The 24,068-nt window shown below is 44.7% G+C and carries 19 protein-coding genes; 4 read left to right on the top strand and 15 right to left on the bottom strand.

Annotated elements, in window-relative coordinates:
- The first annotated feature begins 61 nt into the window (after nt 1–61).
- A complete protein-coding gene (locus F0265_RS06175) occupies nt 62–874 on the top strand; it encodes an alpha/beta hydrolase (protein ID WP_038158757.1) in 813 nt (270 codons plus the stop codon).
- Here the strand turns inward: F0265_RS06175 and metA are convergent.
- Complete coding sequence (metA, locus tag F0265_RS06170; protein ID WP_171748230.1) at nt 861–1,802, bottom strand: homoserine O-succinyltransferase; 942 nt, start codon at nt 1,800–1,802, stop codon at nt 861–863. The two genes, F0265_RS06175 and metA, sit on opposite strands and share 14 nt — an antisense overlap.
- Before the next feature lie 81 nt (nt 1,803–1,883).
- Here metA and F0265_RS06165 point away from each other — a divergent pair, with 81 nt between their 5' ends.
- Together F0265_RS06165 and F0265_RS06160 are read left to right on the top strand one after the other, a co-directional pair.
- Nucleotides 1,884–2,327, top strand: coding sequence for an ATP-binding protein (locus F0265_RS06165; protein WP_171748229.1), 444 nt, complete (start codon nt 1,884–1,886; stop codon nt 2,325–2,327).
- On the top strand, nt 2,306–2,743 hold the full coding sequence (locus tag F0265_RS06160; RefSeq protein WP_171748228.1) for a DUF3859 domain-containing protein: 438 nt from the start codon (nt 2,306–2,308) through the stop codon (nt 2,741–2,743). The genes F0265_RS06165 and F0265_RS06160 overlap by 22 nt, the downstream gene beginning before the upstream one ends.
- Before the next feature lie 33 nt (nt 2,744–2,776).
- On the opposite strand, the gene F0265_RS06155 is transcribed toward F0265_RS06160, so the two are convergent.
- The 8 genes from F0265_RS06155 to F0265_RS06120 form a co-directional block, all read right to left on the bottom strand.
- On the bottom strand, nt 2,777–4,252 hold the full coding sequence (locus F0265_RS06155; RefSeq protein WP_253809359.1) for an EAL domain-containing protein: 1,476 nt from the start codon (nt 4,250–4,252) through the stop codon (nt 2,777–2,779).
- Between the two features lie 224 nt (nt 4,253–4,476).
- Nucleotides 4,477–5,601: an ABC transporter permease gene (locus F0265_RS06150; protein WP_171748226.1), complete on the bottom strand. Its 1,125-nt coding sequence runs from the start codon at nt 5,599–5,601 to the stop codon at nt 4,477–4,479.
- Nucleotides 5,598–6,758: an ABC transporter permease gene (locus F0265_RS06145; protein WP_171748225.1), complete on the bottom strand. Its 1,161-nt coding sequence runs from the start codon at nt 6,756–6,758 to the stop codon at nt 5,598–5,600. The genes F0265_RS06150 and F0265_RS06145 overlap by 4 nt, the downstream gene beginning before the upstream one ends.
- Before the next feature lies 1 nt (nt 6,759).
- On the bottom strand, nt 6,760–7,734 hold the full coding sequence (locus tag F0265_RS06140) for an efflux RND transporter periplasmic adaptor subunit (protein WP_021457570.1): 975 nt from the start codon (nt 7,732–7,734) through the stop codon (nt 6,760–6,762).
- Between the two features lie 9 nt (nt 7,735–7,743).
- The gene (locus F0265_RS06135) at nt 7,744–9,171 is read right to left on the bottom strand and encodes a TolC family protein (protein WP_171748224.1); all 1,428 of its coding nucleotides are present in this window, start codon (nt 9,169–9,171) and stop codon (nt 7,744–7,746) included.
- Nucleotides 9,172–9,273: 102 nt separating this feature from the next.
- On the bottom strand, nt 9,274–10,800 hold the full coding sequence (locus F0265_RS06130; RefSeq protein ID WP_019275836.1) for a tripartite tricarboxylate transporter permease: 1,527 nt from the start codon (nt 10,798–10,800) through the stop codon (nt 9,274–9,276).
- Between the two features lie 17 nt (nt 10,801–10,817).
- The gene (locus tag F0265_RS06125) at nt 10,818–11,336 is read right to left on the bottom strand and encodes a tripartite tricarboxylate transporter TctB family protein (protein ID WP_171748223.1); all 519 of its coding nucleotides are present in this window, start codon (nt 11,334–11,336) and stop codon (nt 10,818–10,820) included.
- A gap of 200 nt (nt 11,337–11,536) precedes the next feature.
- On the bottom strand, nt 11,537–12,508 hold the full coding sequence (locus F0265_RS06120) for a tripartite tricarboxylate transporter substrate binding protein (protein WP_171748222.1): 972 nt from the start codon (nt 12,506–12,508) through the stop codon (nt 11,537–11,539).
- A gap of 432 nt (nt 12,509–12,940) precedes the next feature.
- Between F0265_RS06120 and F0265_RS06115 the strand changes: the two genes are divergently transcribed.
- A complete protein-coding gene (locus F0265_RS06115) occupies nt 12,941–15,982 on the top strand; it encodes an HD domain-containing phosphohydrolase (protein WP_171748221.1) in 3,042 nt (1,013 codons plus the stop codon).
- On the opposite strand, the gene F0265_RS06110 is transcribed toward F0265_RS06115, so the two are convergent.
- From F0265_RS06110 to F0265_RS06085, 6 genes are read right to left on the bottom strand one after another with little or no spacing between them, the layout of a single operon-like run.
- Complete coding sequence (locus F0265_RS06110; RefSeq protein ID WP_171748220.1) at nt 15,948–16,694, bottom strand: hypothetical protein; 747 nt, start codon at nt 16,692–16,694, stop codon at nt 15,948–15,950. The genes F0265_RS06115 and F0265_RS06110 overlap by 35 nt on opposite strands.
- Before the next feature lie 2 nt (nt 16,695–16,696).
- A complete protein-coding gene (gene tssM, locus F0265_RS06105; RefSeq protein WP_171748219.1) occupies nt 16,697–20,080 on the bottom strand; it encodes a type VI secretion system membrane subunit TssM in 3,384 nt (1,127 codons plus the stop codon).
- A 2-nt stretch (nt 20,081–20,082) separates the two neighbouring features.
- A complete protein-coding gene (gene icmH / locus F0265_RS06100) occupies nt 20,083–21,288 on the bottom strand; it encodes a type IVB secretion system protein IcmH/DotU (RefSeq protein ID WP_065741701.1) in 1,206 nt (401 codons plus the stop codon).
- A 5-nt stretch (nt 21,289–21,293) separates the two neighbouring features.
- Nucleotides 21,294–22,625, bottom strand: coding sequence for a type VI secretion system baseplate subunit TssK (gene tssK, locus F0265_RS06095; protein WP_171748218.1), 1,332 nt, complete (start codon nt 22,623–22,625; stop codon nt 21,294–21,296).
- 20 nt (nt 22,626–22,645) lie between these two features.
- Complete coding sequence (gene tssJ, locus F0265_RS06090; protein ID WP_171748217.1) at nt 22,646–23,128, bottom strand: type VI secretion system lipoprotein TssJ; 483 nt, start codon at nt 23,126–23,128, stop codon at nt 22,646–22,648.
- Nucleotides 23,128–24,066, bottom strand: coding sequence for a type VI secretion system-associated FHA domain protein (locus F0265_RS06085; RefSeq protein WP_171748216.1), 939 nt, complete (start codon nt 24,064–24,066; stop codon nt 23,128–23,130). The genes tssJ and F0265_RS06085 overlap by 1 nt, the downstream gene beginning before the upstream one ends.
- Nucleotides 24,067–24,068: the final 2 nt, after the last annotated feature.

The raw sequence follows: 24,068 nt of genomic DNA, 5'->3' as shown, positions 1-24,068 counted from the left end.
GAAATGAGCCCAATTATGCGGCTGATTTGGCAACAATACTAGAAAATAAAGGAGACGAAGTGTGAGAAAACAAGTCGTTGGTGCAACGGTTCTAAGCTTCCTAGCTGGGTTATCGATAAAGTCGTCCATTGCTTCAGAGCTGGATGCCACCACTCGTTTTGCTGACAGTGGCGTCGCTTATGTAGAGCAGGGCAACCAAGCCAGCAATTATCGGCTAATTTTTATACATGGATCACCCGGCAACAAAGAGGGTTATGAAGCGTATCTTAAAGATACTTGGTTGCTTGAAAATGCTGAGCTCATCTCTGTGGATCGCGTTGGATATGGTCAGTCTCCAGAAGAACTCGCTGCCGATTTGGACTCACAATCAAAGTCGATAGAATCTCTACTCTCCAAAGACAAAGTCAACATTCTCATTGGCCATTCACTCGGTGGTCCAATCGCTCTCAATCTTGCCCTTATGTTTCCAAATCTCGTACAAGGAATGGTGCTGGTGGCGCCTGCTTTTGACCCTAAGCTTGAGGAACCAAAATGGTACAACGAATTGGCCGACACTTGGTTGATCAGTGTGTTTTTGTCTGACAACTGGAAAAAGTCGAATGGAGAGATGATGCCGCTGGCTGATGAACTTTCCAAGTTGAGCAATAAAGACTGGGGTTTACTGGACTCAGTACCTGTGACTTTGATTCATGGCGATGAAGATAATATTGCCGATCCAGAAAACTCGGCATTTGCGATTCAGCGCTTAACAGGGAAAGAAAAAAAGCTCGTCGAAGTGAAAGGAGAGGGGCATTTTATCCTTTGGCAAAATACCCCGAAAGTGATTAATGAGATCAAACAACTAATCAGTATCGCTGACCTTAATCGTCCGTAGTAAAGTTGGCTTCACTGAAGTGATCCAGATCGTAAGGTGTCTGCTGGTAAACGCAGTAATTGAGCCAGTTTGAGAACAATAAATGGCCATGACTTCGCCAGCTAGCAACTGGCTTGTTATCGGGGTTATTGTTCGGGTAGTAGTTCACTGGAATCGCAGGTTCCATTCCTTCACCCAGATCACGAATGTATTCGTTATGAAGTGTGAAAGCATCATATTCAGGATGACCCGTGACAAACACGTTTCGCTTGTCTTTCGTCGCGGCCAGATAAACGCCAGCGACATCTGAAGTCGCCAGTACGTCCAAATCGGTATGCTCAGCTAAATACTCTGGAGAGAAATCAGCGTATCGCGAGTGGGGAGCGAGAAACGTATCATCGAAGCCACGTAACACCGGGTGGTATGGCTGATGAATTTGATGGTGATAAACACCAGACAGCTTTTCTTTACGCGTGCGTTTCGGCAAGTCATAAAGCAGTTTTAAGCCAGCTTGCGCAGCCCAACAGACATACAGAGTTGAGGTGACATGTTTCTTTGCCCAACTCATGATTGCCTGTAGGTGCTCCCAGTAGATCACATCTTCAAACTGAACTAACCCTAGCGGAGCGCCAGTAATAATCAATCCATCGAAGTTACGCCCTTTCACCATCTCGAATTGACGATAGAAATTATCAAGGTGTTCGGTCGGTGTGTTTTTACTTGGCCTGTCATCGATACGAAGCAGCTCAATATCGACTTGAAGTGGGCTGTTGGAAAGCAAACGAAGGAACTGAGTTTCAGTCTCGATCTTTTTCGGCATAAGATTGAGGATCAATACCTTAAGTGGACGAATCTCCTGAGTGGAAGCTCGGGATTCAGGCATTACGAATATATTTTCCTGACGTAATACATCACTGGCAGGTAATTGGTCGGGGATCTTAATCGGCACAGCTTTCTCCCTAAGCTTGAGTTTTGGACGTCTATACATCCAAAGTTAACTCAAACGGAATGAGATGTCGATAGCATTTTTATGCTTATTTACGGTAATATCAGCGCTTCTTTATTCGATTTATTCATTTTCATGACGTTAAAACTGACCATTATTCGCGGATTGCCTGGTTCAGGGAAAAGTACGCTGGCTAAGACACTGGATGTGAATCACTACGAAGCGGACATGTATTTCGTTGATGACAAAGGCGAATATGACTTCAGGCCAGAACATATCGCAAAGGCCCATGATTGGTGTAAGCACATGACGCGGGATAGCCTGATGAAAAGGCAAAGCGTAGTGGTTTCGAATACGTTTGTGATGAGATGGGAAATAGCGCCTTACTATCAGATGGCAAAGCGATACGGCGCTGAGTTTGAAATCATTGAATGTAAAGAGAACTTTGGCAATATTCACGGTGTAACAACGAGCACCATCCAGCAAATGAAGAAACGGTGGCAAGAATGGCGAAAAGATCAGCGGTAGTAGAAATGACGTCTTACGGCATCTATAGCCAGTGGGATTCCAAGTCAAAACACCTACCGAAGATACAAGAATTTACAACCAAAGTGCCTGCTGATCAGGATATCGAATTTGGTTTCATTGTGAATATCAAAAAAGCCAAAGGGCAAGTTATCGAATATTGTATTGAACACCCAGGTGTATTAGGCAAAAAAGGCCAAGTGTTGGATCCTTTTACTGGCGACCTCCACGTTGGCAGCAACGACTGGGATTTTTATCTGGGTGATACAATCCAGCTGCTCGATCCGATTAATGGCTTTGACTCCAATATTGGTAAGTGGCGGATGATCATTGAAATGAATGGGAAAGTCATTGCCGAGAAAACTTTCGAAATATACAGTCGTGATGAAGGTGAATTCTGGAAGCGGCGAGGATTCTAATAAAAGGCCCGTTCTAGTGACATGGGCCTTTATTTATAACCAAGACTCTTTAAGTTCGTCTAATTCTAGCGGCTTGGAGAAATGATATCCTTGCAGATAAGAAACATTCATTTCAGCCAGATATTCGACTTGATTTTGTTCTTCCACTCCCTCTGCAATCATTTTTACTCCCAAGCGATGGCCAAGGTCAATGATCGTATTGAGCACGGTAGAGTTAACGGTTTCCAAACCTATGGTATCCACAAAACACTTATCTATTTTTAGATAATCAAATTGGGTTTTCTGGATGACAGAGAGGGCTGTATGCCCGGTACCAAAGTCGTCAATAGAGACCAAAATACCACTCTTACGAAGTTCAGCGAGAGCTTCTCTTCCAACGTCATCCAATATTTGTCGTTCAGTGACTTCAACTGCGAGTCGGATTCCAATACGTCTAAACTGGAGAGCATAATTACAAACATTAACGATGTTTTTCTGCTCGTGTAAATACGAAGGTGGAACGTTAACGCCTAAATGAATGCTGTTAAACAAGGGTTCAGCACTGAGATCTTCCAGTGCTTTTTCTAAGACATAATCCGTAATTGCATCAATGAGCGATTGTCGCTCAGCTAATGGAATAAACACATCGGGTCGAACTAGACCCAGCGTAGGGTGCTGCCAACGTATTAATGCTTCAATACCACTCAGTTGGTGATCCTTGGATGCGTCAACAATAGGTTGATAGACAAGGAAAAGCTCTTCTCTCTTTAGTCCTTTCTTTAGGTCGTCAGCAAGGCTGTCGCGATTTTTGAGCCGCGACAAGACGACAAACAAAGTAATAGAAATTAAAAATGAGATCGGGATACTGCTCAATGCAGAATAAATAACGCGTCGCTGAATAAATTCGGGACTAGCTTCGACCATCAGAGAAAAGCCATACTTGGAAGATGTCGTTATGTAATGCAAGGTGTCAGACACGAAGGTCCTATCAGCAGGATAAATTTTCTGGCCAAACTTAGCGGTAATAAAACTTAACTTATCATTCTCAACTCGCCCAAGCCGCTCAACTAAATAGTTTTTGTCAACGATAGCAAAAGCACCGCTATCAGTCGTACCAGGTAATATGTTAACCACCACCATGGTTCTTTGGTGTGGGTCCTGGTTTATATCGAATAGATAAACTCCGGTTTTCGCAGCACCGTCTTTAAAGGCGTACCTTAAATCTGTACTTATTTCCCCACGTTTGGATGAGCAAATAGCGATACCGTTTTGAACTATAATGAGCTCTCTTAGGTTACTTTCAAACAGAAGATCTTCACGAATTGCTGAGCAGCTTTCAGGATGCTCCATTGCCTGAATATTTTCTTTTTTGAGCTCACGGACTACGTCTTCTATTCTTTCTTCGAAGGTGTAGGCAATGGTTTTTAGACTATCTGCCATGCCGTAATAGGCGACATAGAGCGAAACTGGAAAAACAATGCAGAGTGGAATTAAGATGTAAGCAAGCAGCGATTTAATTTCTAGTGTCAAAGTTGGTGCTGGTATAGATCGGTTCATTTGACTTATAGAATGTTTGATGACTAATTGAACAATAGTATATATTATGAGCAGAAATGTTACATTGTTCGCAAAATATTCGCAGTAACTAAATTAATTACTGACCAAGTCTTGGCTGATAATCAAACTTTCCTCCCAAATAATGAGTTTGTTTCTCGATGGATTTTAAAAAGGCTGACATAAAGTCAGCCTTTTTATTAACAATGTTTTCGATAGCTATATAACGCTATACATCCCCAAAATAAGCTTTGCAGCCACAATAGACTCCATTGAGAAGATACTTGATTCCAATCTGCGCCCATTTGATTCAAGGCAAGAAAACCCTGAATAGCTGGTGTACTTGGAAATAGCTGTGACAACCAGATTATCGATGTCGGAATGCTTTCTAATGGCCAGATAAACCCAGCACTGAATACCAGTGGCATCGAGCTTATCAGCACCACCAAGGTGACTAATTCACGTCTAGGGACGACAGCACCAAGCCAGATTCCAATCGCGCAGGACGCCAGTAAAAAAGGTAACAGTAGACTGAGAAGCTGAGTGCTGCTGGCTAACTGGTTCACCCCGTGCATTGTAAAACTAGGCCCAAAGTAATACATGCTTAAAAGATAATAAACAGCGGTGAGTACGCAAAGCCTAACCAACACAAGCGTTGTCGGTCTGGTTTTACTCCAATACCCTGCGCCATTCTTCTGACTGCCGGTCATTAGGCCAGAAGCCATGACAAGTGTCTGTTGGAGGATTAAAACAAAGACGGCGGGCACAACATAATCTATATAGCCCATACGCGGGTTAAAGGTTGGTTTTAAGTTGAGTTTGGTGGTGGCGAATTGTTCGCTAGCTAAAGAGAGGGGTACGCCGTCCAATATTAATCTGGACACTTTAGTCTGTGCCGCCAATGTACCTCCGGCTTGCGCCAGTCCTTCTACTATGGTGCCGTACACCAGAAAATAGGATGCATCGCCAGCAAAAGAGAGCGTTGGGCTTTTGCCTAATAATAAATCTTTATAGAAATGCTCTGGGATGACTAGAAAGCCGCTCACTTCTCCGTTGAGAAAAGCTTGGTGAGCGGACTCAATGGTGTAATCTCGCTGAACAACCTTGGCTTGTGGCGTTGCGTCTACCATTCGCTCCAACTGGTAGCTTATCTGGCTTTGATCGAGGTTAACGATACTGATATTTTGCTCTCTTGGAGTTTGGTGGCTGTAGGGAAGCGGGTAGAGGAACGAATAGAATACGACGCCTCCAAAAACCGTCAGCATCACGACAGGGTTTGTTAGAAGTGCTTTGAGCTCTGCGTAGAATACTTCTCTGATTGTCATTTGGCCCCCAGCGTATTTAGCCCGTTATCTTTTGATAGATGCTTTTTGATCAAAAGTACTGATATCAACGCAGGTAGCAGGTACCCTAGCATCGGTAGTAGCCCTAGCGCGGTGTTAACCCAAACCTGTCCATAGCTGACTTGGCTTACCTGAGCCTCAATGTAATGACTGATAGGAAGCAAACTTCGCCAGAATTGTGCCAGTGGGTTCATGTCAGTGACTGGAAAAGTGATGCCCATAAAAGCAAAACTTGGCGCAGTAAATGCTCCTGCAAAACTCATGGCGCGCGCGGGGTCGAGTGTCAAAAAGAAGAAAAAACTACCCATGATCATACAGGCTATAACAGTCAGCCCCTGAGCAAACATTAGCACTAGTAGACTGCCATTCATCGGCCAGTCGAAACCCAAGTAAAACCAGCACAGAAAAGTGAAACCTTGCACCATGAATACTGGGAAATAAGGCAGCAATGTACGAGTCCACTGCATGGCTGGCGCACTTTTGAGCCACTGAGTCAAACCTCTGTCCCTGTGATTAGCCGCCAGCACCAGTATGGTTGAAACTACGATGATGATTTGCCACAAGGCCGGAACAATGGCAGAGACCAGAAATTGAGCATAGTTAGCGTTCTTGTTAAACAGGGGGGTAATCTGTGTTTGCACTGGAAGAGCAGTACCTACGGCAGAGTCAACGGTGCTGTCCCCTTTGGCGAGTGCTTTTGAAGCATCAATGTGCGCATTGAATGTTGCTTGAGCTTGTACTAGTGCTGAACCGATCAGTTTTCCAATCAATATTGTTTGGCTGTTGTAGAACGCACTTACTTCAGGAGGTAAACCGCGATAAATGTCTTTATCAAAATTATCCGGAATGACAACGTACGCATACACTTGGCTTGAAACCAACGCTTGTTTTGCCTCCGCAACGTCAGCAAAGTGATGCGTGACAGACAGTGTGGCGGTTGCATCGTAGTTGCGACTAAGCTGCCTTGAAAGCTGACTGTGGGACAGATCGACAACGCCAATGGGGAGGTCTCGGGCAATACCTTGAGAGAATATCGCCCAGATAGAGACTACCAAAATAAGCGGTATCCATGTCAGACACGAGAGCCGCCATCGGTCTCGTTGCAGTATGCGCCACTGCGTGGCGAACAAATCAGACATTTTACAACTCAACAACTAGGCTCATGCCCATGCGCAGGGTATCTTTGTGAGCCAATGGTCGGGCTTCGACCTCAAAAGTGCGCAAATCAAAGCCTTGTGATGCATCGGTTGAACGCCAAGTAGCAAAATCACCCATGACTGCGATATGAGTGACCTCAAATTCAAGTGAATGACCAAGCGCAGGTAAATAAGCACTGAATCTTTGGCCTTTGGTGAAATGACTAAGTTGATCCTCGCGGACATTTAGTACCGCCCAAGAGTCGTCCGTATCAATGACGGTCACCACAGGAAAACCTTGAGGGGCAAGCTCACCACTTTGCAGTAGTACTTGTGACACTTCACCGTCAAACCAGCTTTCGATTTGCGTGTCTTTTGCATAAGCCTCAACTTCTGCAACCGCGCCTGCTGCCATACGAGCTTTCTCTGCAGCAGCAACCTTGGTCTCGTCGCGGGCGCCTTCATGAGCCATCTGGTACATTTGATAAGCGGCACTTTCGGTGTATTTTGCCGCGTCCCATTGGGTTTTAGCCTCATCGCGCTTTTGCTCAGCGACAACGCCATCTTTGTAGAGGTTGTTAACCCGAAGGTAGGTTTTCTCCATTAATTGAGAGGCGGCTTTTGCTTTTTGCCATTGGTCTTTTGCCGCTTGGATTTGCTGTATTCTTGCCCCTTTTTCTGCTTCCTGAGCGAGCGCACCTGCGGCCTTCTGACCTGCAATAGCCTGCTCCAGTTTGGCCTCTATTTCTGGGCTATGAAGAGTGAAAATCAACTCGCCTTTTTCTACTTTGTCACCTTTTCGAACCAGCACCTGATCGATACGGCCCGGTACCTTGGAAGAAATGCTGTATTGTTGCGATTCAATCTGCCCCTGCAGGCGCACTGGCTTTGGTTGATAGGCCTGATAGAAGCTATACCCAATCCAAGACGATATGGCTAAAGCGGCAGCAGTCAGTACAATCGGTTTGGCTTTTTTCATCTCGGTATCCTAAAGGTTTGAAGTGTTGATAGAGGTTTGTTGATATTGTTGAAAAGTGTTCATTTCGCTCGATAAAGCGAGAAGCTTTGATAGCGATATTAAATAGTTAAAGCTTGCGGCTGATTTCTGGGTCTGGACACTGGCTAAGTAAAGCTGAGCGTCAACGACGTCCGTCGAGGTAGAAAGGCCTTGAGAAAAGGCCTTCTCTCGCAGTTTGATGTTCTCTTCAGCCAGCTCAATGCTGGAGTTAAGTCCGAGCACTTCTTCCTGAGCTTGCTGCGCCTCTAAATAGGTCTTTTGAACAAGCACTGTTAAATCTTGCTTGGCTTGTGCTTTGAGGTATTGCACTTGAGACACCGCACTATGAGCCGCTTTAACTTGATCCGAGCGACCTGTTGATTCAATGAGCGGAATACTGACGCCAACGCCAACGAGCCAATCTGGTTTCATCTGACTGGCGAGTGAATCATCTTCATGTAAGCTGTAATCACCATACAGGTAGACCTCAGGGTAATATTTGCCTTTTTCTGCTTTGATCAGACTTCGGGCCTGCTTCTCTTTTGCATCAAGCAACGACAACCCCGGGTAGGTGATTAGAGTTTGGTTAATGAATGCGTCCATTGGGGGAAGTGTGTCGTTGATAAATAGATGATCGCGTGGCTCAACCGTCGAAGATTGGCTGAGTATTTGAGTGAGTGCTGTCTGTGCGATATCAAGATTCTTTTGTGCTTTCTTACGCTCAATGGTCGCTTGGTCGAGTGCGGATTCTGCTTGGAGACGTTCAACTCGAGCAATTTGCCCCTGCTGCTCTAATTTAAGTGCGTTGTCTCTGTGCGTTTTTAAGCCGTTTTCTACCAGCTGACGTGTCTCGACCACTTCTTTCGCTAGCAAGACACTAAAATAGTATTTGCTTAAGTCTTCGTATCGCGCCTGAGTCTCCATCGCGAGTTGGCTTTGCGCTTCCTCTGATTTTCCTTGTGCGGCTGATTGTGCTGCAGTAATTCGACCGCCAGTAAAAATAGGCCAAATGGCTCTGATGGAAGACGTGAAAATGTCCCGCTCGGTAATCGTAGAGGTTGTATTACCTAGATCGGTAAACAGTTGACCGAGCCCTGAGAGTAATGAGGGAGGAAGAGAGATACTGCCGACGCTGGGTAGCGTACCATTGGTACTTTCAATCAACTGATTGCCCGATAGGGTGACATCGGTATCTAAGCGCGTGTAGTTTGCCCCGACGGTCACTGATGGCAGGTTCAGGTTATCAGTTGCATTTTCTAAGTGTTGGTATCGGTCAACATTCGCTCGTTGCGCAGCCAGCGAATTGTTTTCGTTTTGCAATAGCTGCCAAGCTTCATTAAAACTGATTGCCGCGGAATGGGCTGCAAATGGAAATGAACTAAGACAGCCAACTATCAAGGCAATAGGACGCAGCGACATACAATGAACTCTATCTGTAAAAATTAGAGTATATACTCTAATTGATATTGTTGGCAAATAGAGGTTAAAAAGGAGGCTAAATCGCCTCCTTGGAATGGGTATTTATTGCTCCGCTTTAACGGGGCTAGGTTTCAGCTTTTGGAACAGCTTAACGATGATAGGGCTAAACAACACTAATACGGCTAACACTGTAAAGGTCATTGTGATAGGTCTTTCCCATAGGAAGCTGAGTTCTCCATCACTGATCATCAACGCCCGACGCAAGTTCTCTTCCATCAATCCACCAAGAATAAAACCAAGCAGTAGTGGAGCGAGAGGGAAATTAGCCAGCCTAAGCGCAATGGCGCCCATCGCAATCAACAACATGATGAAAACATCCATAGTGTTGAATGACACTAGGTAAACACCAGTGATAGAGAAGAACAGAATCATCGGTAACAACACGGTTCTAGGAACTGCTAACAGCTTGGAAATGTACGGAATCAGTGGCAAGTTAAGGATAACCAAAACAATGTTGCCGAAGTACATCGAGATGATGACTGACCAGAAGACGTCAGGGTGCTCGACAAACAGACGTGGGCCCGGTTGGATGCCATAAGCAATCAGTGCGCCTAACATGATGGCTGTTGTGCCTGACCCCGGAATACCCAAAGTTAAAAGTGGTACAAATGAGCCACTTGATGCCGCGTTGTTTGCTGACTCTGGAGCAACTAACCCGCGGATGCTGCCTTTACCAAATTCTTCTTTTTTATCTTTAGGTGCTAGGTTACGTTCCATACCATAGCTCAGGAAGGCTGCGATAGTTGCACCAGCGCCTGGCAACACGCCAGTAAAGAAACCCAATATGGAAGAACGGATCGAAACAGGCGCTACCTCTTTGACTTCCTCTTTGGTGACTTTCATGCTGCCAATGTCACTCATTTTGCTTTGTTCTTCGTTGCGAGTGTCTTTTTCTGGCTTCAGGATGCCCATTAAGGTCTCGCCTAATGCAAAAGTTGCCATCGCTAGCAGTAGGAAGCTGAATCCATCCATTAAGTCTGTCAGTCCAAACGTGAAGCGCTCAACACCCACGCCTTTATCGATACCTACCGTGGACAGCATCAGGCCCAGAATCGTCATCATCCAAGCTTTGATTACCTGACCTTTACCAGCAAAGGCAGCAACGGCCGATAAACCCAATAGCATCAGTGCGAAGTAGTCAGAAGACTGGAAGCTAAGTGATACGCTTGCTAGTGCAGGAGCCGCTACAAGCAGCATAATCGCGGATAGAGTACCACCCGTGAATGACGAGTAGGCAGCCAGTGCTAGCGCTTTACCAGCTTGGCCTTTCTGCGCCATTGGGTAGCCGTCAAAAGCGGTCACAACGGTAGAAGAACAACCCGGAGCGTTGATCAGAATAGAAGAGGTTGAGCCACCGAAGACGGCACCGTAATACACACCCGCCATTAAGATTAGGCCTGATGAAGGATCTAATCCATACGTAATGGGGATCATCAGAGCGATAGCTGAAATAGGGCCAAGGCCTGGAAGCATACCGATGAAGGTACCAACGAAACATCCGACGATCACCATCATGATGTTCATCGGCATAACTGCGGTCGAAAGACCTTGTAAGATTCCATCTAACATTTGTTATTCCTTACTGTTTACGACCACATGGTGAAAATGACGCCTGGTTCCAGATAAATGTCCAGTCCCTGAGTGAGCAGCAGATAAAATGCGATGACAAAAGGGAAAGAGGCTCCGAACAGGACCTTTTTCCGTCGTTCACCCAGTAGGTAGAAACCTGCGAGCAGGAATAGTCCCGTTGCGAGCACAAATCCAATGTAAGTCAGCCCTAAACCATAAAACGCCATTAACGCTAAAAAAGCGATCAGCAGTTTCCAGTTAAAATCCACTACCGCGCCACTTTGTTTATCCGTTTGACCTGTTACAAGCAGTATCAGAGAAAGACCTATACCAATAAAGGTCAGGAGTGTGGGTAAGGTGCGAGCCGTGAAGGGTTCATATTCGTCACCGGGAAAAAGAGGGATTTGTGATGTTTGATAACCATAACAAAGGCATACGATAAGAAAGATCATGGCACCGACGCGATCGCGACAAAGCAAATTCTCTTTTGAGAAAAACTGACCTTTGTTGAAAGAATTCGTTGGCAAGTCCGACATATCCAACTCCATTTGCATTCACATTGAGGGAAGAAAAAAGCCGTACAAGAGGGATTAATGAGCATGTATCACTAACCAATAAGCCATTTGCTGCTGGTCAAAGAGGCTTAGCTGTTTATTTCTAAACAGAGGAGATTGTGTCGTTATCTCAGGTACGGCAAAAAGGAAAGAGGGCAAGTGCAAGTTTGCCCTCGACAGGATTACTTAAGGAAACCCAGCTCGCGCATTAGGTCGCCCATTTGCTTTTCTTGATCTTCAAGGAAAGCGTAAAAATCTTTATCTGCCTTATAGTTATCGATCCAGCCATTGCGATCTCGAACGACCTGCCACTCGTCGGTGTTATACATTTTCTGCAGCGCTGTGTTCCACTCATCCAGCTTTTCTTGGCTGGTGCCTGGAGCGGCGAAGAATCCACGCCAGTTAGCAAAGACAGTTTCGTTTCCGTATTCCGTTAGAGTTGGAATTTCCGGTGCTGCATCTAGGCGTTTAGGTGCTGTGATCGCTAGGATCTTAACTTGCCCAGATTTTGACATCTCCAGTACTTCACCTAGGCCGGTGGAAAGCAGTTGTGTTTCGCCAGATAGTAGAGCGGCCATAGCTTTACCGCCTGCATCGTAAGCGATGTAGCGCACTTTACGTGCATCGAAACCTTCACCCTTGAACGCTGCCGCTACAACTAGGTGGTCCATACTGCCACGAGCTGAGCCGCCGGCAATTTTGACTTTGCGAGGGTTAGATTCAAAGTCTTTAACTACGTCTTCCCAAGTGTTGTACTTGGAATCTACAGAAGTCACGATTGCACCATAGTCTGCAATGGTGGCTGCGACCGGTGTCAGGTCACGGAATGACTGAGGGAAAATGCCTGTCAGTGAGCGCACGACGATTGGAGTAGAGTTCACCATCAGCGTATCTTCTTGGCGCTGAGCGGTTTCGATCAGGTGAGCAATGGCTTTTCCGCCGCCACCGCCGGATAGGTTTTGGAATGAGACGTTGTCGACGATATCTGACTTAACGAGGACATCACCCGTTCCACGAGCCGTCATATCCCAGCCACCACCAGCACCGCCAGGGATTAAGAAGTGTATTTTTTCAAGATCGGCTGCAAAAGTGTTAAAAGAAAAAGACGCAGCGATGATTGAAGCTGCCAGTGTTGGCTTGAGTACCTTAAACATGATTCACGTTCCTTATGTTCAGGTGCATCTTCATTGAGATTGCACTTATCGTTATCAGTTTTCCATTAACAAGGGAGGGAAACTCGTCAATAGATGCGTTTAAGGTTAATGGTGTGTTAAATAATTGTCGTTAATACGTTGATAAAAACAATATTGAGCATTGTGAGGATTTCGTTCATAAAGTTCACGGCAAAATTTTTGACCTGAACATTTACCCTAATCGGCATTGTTCTGCAGCTAAATTGTTGACGCGCTACGAATAATCGAAATTTTCCTTCCAGATATGTCTCTGCTTTCTATGCAATTACTACACTATTTAATTAGTACTTTAGTTCATCTCAAAGTCTAGAAGTTATGGCCATGGAGGGCGTGTAGTTGGACGAATTGAAGAAGCATAAGCACACATACTCGATACGCTTTACAGTCGGAACGATGTTCATTATTGCAACGATCGTTACATCGATGTTCGCAATTAGCCTGCAGTATATTTTTACTCGTCAGATGTCTGAAGAGCACGTAGTAAGCAAACTGACCAAGGCGACAACCGACGTCAGTGAGTATATCCAAGAGGTCGATCTGAACGCGAAAAGCAGTGCGCGGATTCTGAGCAGTATTTCAAGAACGATCGATCATGATTTCAGTGAAGAAGAAATCCGTACCATACTGATTCAAGTGCTGAAAGATAACCCATTGTTTTACAGTATTTATTTTGGTAATGGCCAAGAAGACTTCTATCAGATCATCAATTTAGAGTCTTCGCCAATTGTTCGGCAGCGCATTGAAGCCCGTGCGGATGACCGTTGGGTGGTGATCAAAATTAATGGTCCGGAACATAATCGAATACGCCAGACGATTTATTACACCTCCGATTTTGAACAAACTGGTGTTCGTACTAAACAAAGTAATTATTTCCCCACACAGCGTCCTTGGTACCAAGCTGCTTCAGCAGATGATGTGTACAAGACAGAGCCATATCTCTTTAAGCACTTGAAAATTACTGGGCAGACTTATTCTCTGAAGACACGGGAAGCGGTATTGGGCATTGATATAGTTCTGTCTTCGATCAGTTCAAGAATCACCGCTGCCGCAATGGGCTTGCCAACCGACGCAGGTATAGAATCGTTTGTTTTTCATCGCACTGGTGAAATCATTGCTTCCAATCAACAGGGAACGGATGAGATTCAGTCTGTGACCAAGCCGCTAACTTTAAGCCCGAGTGAACAAGCACTAGTTGATAGGGCGCCATCTTTGTTGGTATCGAATCAACTGAACTGGAGGCCATATGACTACGCCCGTGCCGGTGAACCGCAGGGTTACTCTATCGCGTTACTGAATTTATTGGCAAAGAAAACGGGGCTCCATTTTGAGTTTATTAATGGGTTTTCGAGTGATGAGCTAATTCGTAAGTTAAACCAAAACCAGCTGGATATTGCACATTCGCTTCCAGAAATGGATGTGGATGCTGAGCACGTTCGGATACTCCTGTTTAAAGAACCTTTAGCCATGGCTTTTTTGGGGGAGACAGCACCTGATTGGTACTCAAGTAAGGTTGGAGTTATTGATGGGCATCGCTTTAACGCTAGTTCTGTTATGGGAGAAGTTAGCCCGACAGTGTTCAGTGACGGCGAAGATGCGTATCAGGCGTTACTGAAAGGTGATATCCAGCTTTTACTCGACACGAGGAGGACTTTGGAACATTTGGGTCAAAACAACAATGTTAAATTCCAATTCTTGCCGATTCAGGCATCTGCACCTTTTTACCTGACACTAAGTGAAAAGCATCACGCGCTCGAGCCACTATTAGCTCGCGCCATTGACAGCATCACACCCGATGAACTGACAACGCTGAGTGATGCTTGGTTTAGCCAGGTTAAAGAGCATCGAGTGCCTTATGAAGGATTAGACTCCTTGGCGGGCTCAGGGACTATCCACAAACGAGAGGTGAACGGTAGCAGCAAATTCTTTTATGTAGAGGCATTAGGAAAAAATGCTCAAGACAACGAAGAGTTCCTTGCTGTTATCGTGCCGGAAGATGTGGTGATGGCGCAGGTATATGACAGGTTGTATACCTCGATTGGTGGTACTGTGGTGGTCTTGTGCTTGTTGTTACCTGTAGCTTGGGTATTCGGTAATCCGATAGTGAAACCCATTCGTCAGCTTCAGGAAGAAACGAAGAAAATCAAATGTCGCAAGTTTGATGATGTACAGATAGTGAATTCTAATATTAAGGAAGTCTGGGCGTTATCACATTCGATTCATGATATGGCACGCGAAATAAAACGACATGAAAAGCAACAAGAGGCGTTTGTTGAGTCATTTATTAAGTTGATTGCTCAAGCCATTGATGACAAATCTCCTTATACGGCAGGCCACTGTAATCGCGTTCCTGAGCTTGGAATGTTGCTTGCAGAAGCGGCTGAGAAATGTGATTCGGGCTCACTGAAAGATTTTTCGTTTGCCAATAGTCAGGAGCGTAGGGAATTTCGTATTGCCGCTTGGCTACACGATTGCGGTAAGATAACCACACCTGAACATATCGTTGATAAAGGCACAAAACTCGAAGCCAACTATAACCGTATTCACGAAGTTAGAATGCGATTTGAAGTACTGTGGCGAGACGCTGAAATCGAATTTCTGCAATCTCAGTTAGCTGGGGATTTAGATAAAGAACAAGCCTTACAGATATTGCGTGCAAAGAAAGCTCAGCTACAAGAGGATTTTGAGTTTGTCGCGACATCGAACGTAGGCGGTGAATTTATGGGGAAAGATCAAGTCGAGAGAATTAAGTCCATAAGCCAAATCACTTGGCAGCGAAATTTTGATGACCGATTGGGCTTATCGCCTTTTGAAGAATTGAATAAGCCAGCGTGCCAAAGAACTCTGCCAGCAACAGAGAAGTTACTTGATGACAAACCGGAGCACATACAGCACCGGATTAGACCGTTGGAGTTTGACCCTAAGTTTGGTATCAAAATGGATGTGCCGGAACACCAGTACAATCTCGGAGAAGTTTATAACTTATCGATTTCAAGGGGCACATTAACGGCTGAAGACAGATTCAAGATCAACGAACATATTATTAGCGGTATCAAAATGTTGGAAGCTTTACCATTCCCACCTGAACTTAGCCGCGTTCCGCGTTATGCTTCAACGCATCATGAAACCTTAAAAGGCACGGGTTATCCACGTAAATTAACGGCGGAAGACTTATCAGTACCAGAACGAATATTGGTTATAGCTGATATTTTTGAAGCACTGACTGCAGCGGATAGGCCGTACAAAAAAGCTAAGCCAGTGAGTGTCGCGGTAGATATCCTCTACAAGATGGCGTTGGATCAACATGTCGATATGGAGCTGTTCTTATTGTTTTTACAAAGTGGCGCCTATCTTGAGTATGCCAACAAGTTTTTGCCCGAAAGCCAGAACGATAAAGTCGATATCACTCAGTACCTGACGCCAGAGCAAGTTGCCTAGCACGCTTAACTTGTTGAGCAACCAGTATTTGATAACAACTCGAAAGGCTCCCTAATATTGGGAGCTTTTCTGTTTTTATAAACTCAATCAAAGACTGTTCTGAAAAAGGGTGATGCTCCCACATTGTCTGCAGCGAAATGGCGAGTGAAAAGAAATCATTCTGAGGGGAAATTTTGCCAGTGCGTAGGTTCGGGTTTAAAGCTGAAAACATAGGAGAGAGAGAAGGGTTTGTTTGCTGTTCGTAACTGGACCCTATGGGGAGTATGCTTCCCATGTCGACCAATATGGTTCGGTAGCATGGCGTTACTATCAGGTTGGAAGGCTTGATATCGCCATGAATGTACCCTGTGTCGTGCAGCGCAATGAGCGCCTGCTCAGCGTTATTGGTAATTTCTTTCTTTAGGGATGGATCTAGCTGAGAATAATCGATAGACAGAGATTCAAAAAATTCCAGCATCAACCAGTCCATACCCATATCGGATCCATAATCCAGATACTTGGGCCAATAGGGAGAGGCATGATGATGCAGGAATTCAGCTTCTGTTTTGAGTTGCTGTTTTGCAGCTACGCTATGAGCAAATTTTACAATCGTAGGTCCAAAATGTGGGTGAGTAGCGAGATAAGTGCCGTTGCGAAGCAGCGAGTACTGAGTAACCTTCAGTACTCTAAAGCATGTTTCGATTTTGCTAGCTGCTTCGCGGTTTATCTTCACATTTAGATACTCGATGGTAATGAGAAAGCCGAGAAGAAATTCGGCACAAATGGGTTGTTTTGTCCCTGCGTTTTGATACTCAATTCAACCTGACTATCACCATACTTAATGGCTACTTCGGTTTGTTGAGAGGTCGTTGATGCAACCCTTGGTTCAATCAGTTTAAACCAAGCCCAGTTGCCTTCGAATTTCTCATTAGCAATAGAGCTAGCTTGCGCCTTTATCTGGAAACCCAAAGTATCTTGCTCAATTGCGGTTGCGTTCCAACTTTGCTTACTCCATAGGCGCGGGCCGTGTTGATAAGTAAACAATGGTTTCTCTCCACGGATAATAAACTCAGTGACATCTGAACTCATCTCTTTGGCTTTAAGCTGGAACTGCAATGACATGTTTTGTGGATCTGCTAAGAATAGGGCATTTCGAATGTCACGAGCTTTGTCTATCATTTGCCACACTGCTGGGTCTAACGCTAGCCCCGTATTCGGTAACAAGCCATACAAGTATGGTGAGCGTTCTTCGGTGGAGAAACTCTTCAGCTTTGTTTGGTAGAACTGGTCTAAGGTACCGTTAACTTTAAAGAAGGCTGCAACATCAGCTGTGCTCGCATCTAGGCTTGCCGTTTTGTTAAACGGATAGTACGCCGCAATCGTTGTTTCGTAAGGCTGATAGACCTCTGTTTTCCATGTGCTGTTCAGATAGGCATGTGCCAAGCTCATCACAAGATCATTAGTTTGCTTGGTAATCTGAGCTAATATCTGACGCGAGATGCTTGGTTGAGAAGCTTCTTGTTGTGCCAAAAGTGTAATTGGATTACTGGTTTTTATTTCAGCGGTTAGCGCCTGATAGGCCACTTTTTGTGGATCTTCCGCCTCATAGAATTTACCTAACCATGTCTCTGCCTCTGTAAATCGACCTAGTAACGCATCAATTGGCTTATTACCTTGGTCATCAGCGGTGACTTGTTTGTGGTATTGGCTGAACGCGATAAAGATTTGTCGTGCAGACTCTTTCTTATCGATATCCTGTTCAGGTGGTTGCTCACCTTCCTTCGCCGTTTCGGGCTGAATGAGTTCAACCGATGTGTATTTGCTGATGGTCGTGTACAACTGAGCCAGTGGGTTGTTAGAAGCGGTTGTTAGTACCGCTAGAGTTTGTTTTAGCTCGTCAGCGTTTGAAAGGTTTTTAACCTGGATATGGGTTGCAAAATCTCGCCAGTAATTAATGTAATCGCCTTGATACATCTGCTTGAGATCGCGGCTGATACGATACATTTCTAGTGCACTTGGCGAGGTGCCGGCCACCCCTTCGTAGGCCTTCAGCGCGTCTTTTAGTACTGGAGAATCAACGGACAAATCAAGTTCGTTGAAGCCCGACGGTGTAAATAGGTAAGGAACTAGGTAACCCACGTAATCAGGAGTGAAAGACAACAACTGATTAAAGTTGGTCCCAAGTTCCTGACGAACATCAATGCGCTTCGAGTAGGTTGGTGAATTCAGAATATGCTCATACAAAAGGGTCTCAATACCAGTTTGGTTAATGACCTTTTTGGCTAAGCTCTCCAAGTCAAAATTAGGCTTGATAGGAACTAAATCCTGAGCAAAAACGTCGTCCAGCAAGACCCTAAGTTGAGCAACGTTGACGCTGTCTGCTTCGCCTTGTTCTTCTAATGTTGTGACAAAGTAATTCTTCAGTTCAGTAATGTTGGTTCGTTCGGGGTTGAACAGCAGGCGATAGTTGTTCAGTAACGACAACGTCTTCGCTTGGTCTTCCAAGTTCACATAAACAAATAGATCTTTCTCTAACGTATTTTCCATTGACGGAATCAGTACGCGCTGCAGTTCACTGAAGTAGGCTGTCTGAACATCTCTCATGATGCTTGAGCTTGGCATGAACGGCAGGGTGTACCAAGGTTTTGGCTCAAGATACAGAGAGTAAATCCGGTTTAGAGAATACAGGTTCGGGATGTTATCTGACATGTTTTCAATGTCATACGGCTGAGCAGCTATCGCTTCCTTGTAGCGTTCTAGCATGCTATCGGCACGTGCTTCACGTTGGCTTTGGTAGTCAAAATCCAATTTTATGACCAGTAGCACGCTTGCAAACAATCCTAGCCAGAATAGGGTATAGGCGGTTTGCATCGTCAGTAGTAAGTTTTCTTTGCGACGATTGACGCCAACGAGTTCATGCTCATTGAGTACAGCGTGAGTCATCAGGTGCTGGGCGAACAGGGTTTGCTGCACTGGGATTTGTTGGTGTTGTTGAAATTGCTCGTGCCCAAGGGATTGGTTGACGACGTTGGCCAAGACATCGTGTTGAGCTTGGTTTGTGCCGCTATGAGTGAAATAAAATCCGCGGAAGTTAAGCCCGTCTTGTAGCTGATCACCGCGATACAAACGGTGAAGGAATTGCCACAAACTTTGTTTCAATAAACCGAATTGGTATGGAGCGGCGCAGATGGCATTGCGGTAATCCTGATTCAGCTGCGATGCTAGCGCTGTACTCATATTCGCGATCAGCTGGCTAATGAGGCTGTCGTATTCTTCATTAAACCAGTCACCATCAATTCCGCCATGTTTTTGAATCGGCGACGTGGCACCAAATACTTCGTTCCGTTTTGTTTCATCAAAAGCAGAGAAAAACTGACAAAAATCGTTAATTTGGCCCATTTGAGTAATGACATTGTACACCGGCAGGTTAAGGCCAAATGCACGATTGAATCCCTGAATCTCAGATTTTATCTGATCCGCTTTTTGCGTTAGGGTTTCTGTAGTACTTAGGAGATCTTTAACATCCGTTGTTAATAGAAGGCCATTTATTGCCTGACGTGGACGCCATTTATTTAGACTTTGGCAGAGCGTTTTGATGTAAGCAGGATTTTGGTCCTCTCCCAAGCTCACCGAAATAAGTATCGAGTGTTCACTTAGCCAAAATAGAATTGGGAACTCGATATCGTTGCCAAAATCGTCCACTTTGTAAGCTTCATAACCCATTTGAGTGATGATGCTCTTATCTTTACGAGGATCGTCGCTGAGTAGGATATAAGTCGGTTGATCATAACGGCTGCTGAGGCGTTTTTTTCGCTTTTGCACGTATAGCATCAGCTTAAAGTGCTGCGCAAGTAGTTTACAGCGTTTGTTGATCAGCGCTTTTTCTTGATTAGATGCTTGCGGCTTGTTCTTTCGACGAGAGAGTAACCAATAGCATAATGTGCCGAAAACGACAGCGACCAGCAGTGTCGATAGTACACCAACTAAAGTATGTGCTGGGTAGGCATACTTCCAAGTCAGAAGGCCACCTATAACAAAGATAATGACCACAAACAGCAGAGTCCAAAGTATGCTGCTTCGTCTGTTATTTGTAGGTTTAGATGAAGTTGATTCTGCCATTCCTAAGGAGCCTCTGAAGTTTTCTTAGTGTCTTTTATTGTTTTTTTGTTTTGCACAATGATGGCTTTAATTGCGTCTTTCTCTAAATACCAAGCTTTAATCTCTCTGGCTTGCTGAGAGGACTCACTGCGTACAATGACGCGGTAAAAGGAGTGAAACTGTTCTACAGCTGGTGTATAAGCGGAAGGTGACAAAGTACCTATAAATGCATCCGCATTTTTCTGCGAAGAGAAAGTTGCCAATTGCACCAACCATTCTGACTTGCTAGTCAGCATTGAAGGCGGTGGGGTTGCATCAACCATCTCTACTTTGCTAGCTCGTTGTGGTGGATTTACCAAATCATCATCGTTGCTAATGAAGACAATATCGTTTACTTCACCAGACAAGACGTAACGCTCACTAAAGTCGGGTAAGAAACTAAAGTCTCGTGCGCGCTGGGGCATTGTTTTCTCGTACCAGAAGTGAGTCAGGCCAATACTTAGTGCAATCAGAGTACTGAAAAACAGTGTAGTCAGCAGGTAGCGTTTTCTTCGAGTTGGCTTGCGTGCTTTCGGTTGCTTAACCCGAGTTCGACAGTGAATGCTGTTACTTTGGCGGTATTGGCTGATGACCTGCTCTAACTGATGGATGAAGCTCTTTAACTGCTCACTGCCCGATTCTCTATATTGCCCTTTGAAGCCGATGTTGAGGAATATGTATATGACCTCAAGCAAATCGATCAATTTATGAGGCTGTCGTGTTGCTTTCTCTGCAACGGTGAAAAACAACTCACCACCATTTCGCATACCGAACAATTCGCTGAGCAGGGTCTTATTCTCCCAGCCGCGTTTCTCTCCCCATTCGCTGTAGATAATTAACTCATCTAAAACCACGGCATATAGGAAGCAGAGTTTATCAATTACCGCTACAGGGTAGGTTAGCTCTGCGCCTTTAGCTTTGATTTCATTGATATTGCTTACAAGCTGGTGGCGAAGTGTTGTGACATCTTCTGGCTCTGGCAGTGTTGATACTTTTAATGTTGTTGAAAGTAACTCACTGCTGATATTAATTAACTGGTTCTCTGCTTTATCGAAATAATTCAGAAATTCATGATGGTTTTTACTGGCATTAACTGACACCCAGCGAGATGTGTTTTCATCGCTGTTCTTGTCGGTAAAGTCAGACTTATTTGTGTCCCAAACCAGTGTTTCTTCGTCTAAGTAGTCCATAGGCATTATCTCAACGCGTACAACATGACTTCTAATTCGCTAATGCGTGTATCTACATGAAGTGCAATAGCATCACGGTTTTCGAGCATCTCAAGCCACATTCTATCGGAGGTATCCACTTCGAAGTAGGAAACCCCTTGCATTGGCTTTAATTCACTTGGCGCAACAGGCAGCGGGGAGAGCGCTATACCGGATAAGCTGTTTCTCACTAGCTCAACAATGCGCGCGTTGTTACCTAGTTTGGCTGAAACCGGGAACAGCTCATTAAGTTCAGCACTACTGATATTCGATTTAACGGCAAGTACGAATCGGCGATTAGAGACGCTGGCCGTGTCCTTAATAAGTGTACGTAACAAACGACGACGTTCGAACAAAGAGGAATCCCAGTTGAACTCGATAACTGAGTCCTGTTGGACCAAGGTAAGCATATTCCTCAAACTTGAAAACAAAGGATTAAAGCTGTCATACAGCCTGTGGTATTGAAGATTGCTGCATGGCTCCGGAATTGCCGGGGTTAGAGCCATTACCTGAGCTTCAAATTTTCGTAGTTCGAGGTACAAATCATGTGTCTGGAATTTGGGATTATTGATGGTGAGATCAAACCACGGGAGCCACGTGTTCAAAGTCTGTAGCCAAAGATAATCTTGCATCATGGACTGAGGGCTCTTCTGCCCTTGGCCTGCTTGAATTCGCTTGAGCAAGTTTGTTGCTCTGTTGAAAGAAAGGGCGTGGATCTCTTTCATGCGTTCGACCAATAACGTCGAAGCGCCATAATGAAGGCAGGCAGGAATAAATGCGCGATCCAGTACCACATCTCCGGATTCGCTGCTCTCCAGAATTTTAGAAATAGGAATCAAGGTGAAACCGGACGTATCTTCACCCTCTAGCTTGATAGAAATGTTCAGCTGGGCAACATCTATCTCGACACTCGCATTTTCTGATGTTGATGTGTCGAATACACTGATGGACTGCGTGACATATCGGCTTTGCTCTGATTCATCACTGCCATAGTCATTGTTGCCTTGCAAAGATATTGGTAGAGCGAGATAAGCAATGGTTTCTATTGTTCCTTGAGGAATATCTCTGGCAACCTCTTCTTTCAATTCAAAGTGAGTACCATCAGGGAAGACACCCGCTGATGAAGCAACCGAGAGCTTACCAATTTTAAGCAGATCGTGATTGATGGTTAATTCAGTCACACCATAAAAGGGAGCAAATCCTGCTAAGGTCTCGATATTTTGACGAACGTAATTTTGGACATATCGATCCTGCTGCTGAAAATGTTGTGGGGCAATGAACATACCTTCTTGCCATACTACTTTTTTGAATGCGTCCACGTACTTTCCCTATTTTATGATTAAAATAATTTCCACCAGGGAGAATCTGGCGTGATAACTTCGAGCTTAGCTTTGTCACCTGAAATGCTAAGTTGCAAATATTCATCTGAATTTTTAGGTAGCATTGAAACCGACTTTGGCTCACTTTGCTGATAGTCAATAAACTCCACCAAAACAGCAACGTATTGTGTCTGCTTATTGATATCTAGCGTTATTTTCTCCTCGCTCCCAGGAATGATCACTGGCAAAATTTGCTTAGAAACCAAGTTGGCGCTAAGTAACTGTACGTCATTGCTGTACAGATCGATAAAAGGCTGTTGTTTAAACATTTGTGCATCAGTCAGCTGGTAAAGGCGTACAACCACAGGGTTAGAGTCGTTAGACTCTGAAGGGTTAGCCGATTTGTCCGACTTAATTGCTAACGAGTATTGTGTAACAACAGGCGCTGGATCGGATGAGCAACCCACCAGAAACAGTGCCAAAACAAAACACCACTTAGCCATCAATTTTCCTCTCTTTGCTTTTGCATGTTTTCCATAAAGAGGGCTTTAAACTGGCGTCGGAAATCTCCATTTTCTTGTCGGTGCTGAAAGTGTTTACGATAGATTTTCCAGTATTTCTTTTCTTTACTGCTGAACACGCCCCCAGAAATATAGTCGCTAAACTGCCTTTCTAACTGGGTGGGTGCAAATTCGTTAAGAAACTGATCAACGGTTTTTTCAAGGGCATCAAACAATGCTTCGTGATGTAACGTTGGGTTTCTTAAATACTTTTGGTTTTTCTCCGTCATCGAAAGCAGTTTTTCGAGAGAGGATTCAATCGGAGTATCCGCTTTTGGATGCACTGGTAGAAACTCGGAATCTTCCGGATCTTGGACTACTTTCGCATTTATGTCGTCTACTTCAACGTGTTTCGCAATGGTATCTGCGTCTAAGTCTTCGAATGGATCCGCAGCAAAGGGGTCATCACTTAGAATGTTGTCTTGGGAGAAATGGTTACTTTTTTTACTTTCCACGGGAGCTTTATCTTCCTCCAAAAAGTCGATTTCATCATTCTCAAGTTGGAGTGAAAAAGGTTCTGAAAACAAATCGTCGTCTTTTTCCTCTGCTGGTGATTGCTCTGACGTGACCAATGTTGACACCAACATGGTGTAGTTTTCGACCTTGAGAATATCACCGTCATTGAGAGGGTATTCTTTTTCCTTTGCCATCGTTTTATCGTTGAGCACGGCGCTATTTTGACCTGTGCTCTTTACACAATACCCGCTATCAGCAAGGCGAATACTGCCGTGTACTCTTGAGATACGTTTACTTTGGTCGGGTAAAGAGATGTCACAAGAAGTCGCCCGTCCAAACTCACCACCTGTTTTAGGTAAGTACACAACCCTAGAAGTAACGACTTCATCAGAGGGTACAGAAATCAAATGAATACTAATTGTCACTT

It is taken from the genome of Vibrio sp. RE88 (assembly GCF_013113835.1).
Taxonomy (GTDB): domain Bacteria; phylum Pseudomonadota; class Gammaproteobacteria; order Enterobacterales; family Vibrionaceae; genus Vibrio.
The sequence above is the reverse complement of the archived record's forward strand: the minus strand, read 5'-3'. Positions and strand labels throughout refer to the sequence as shown.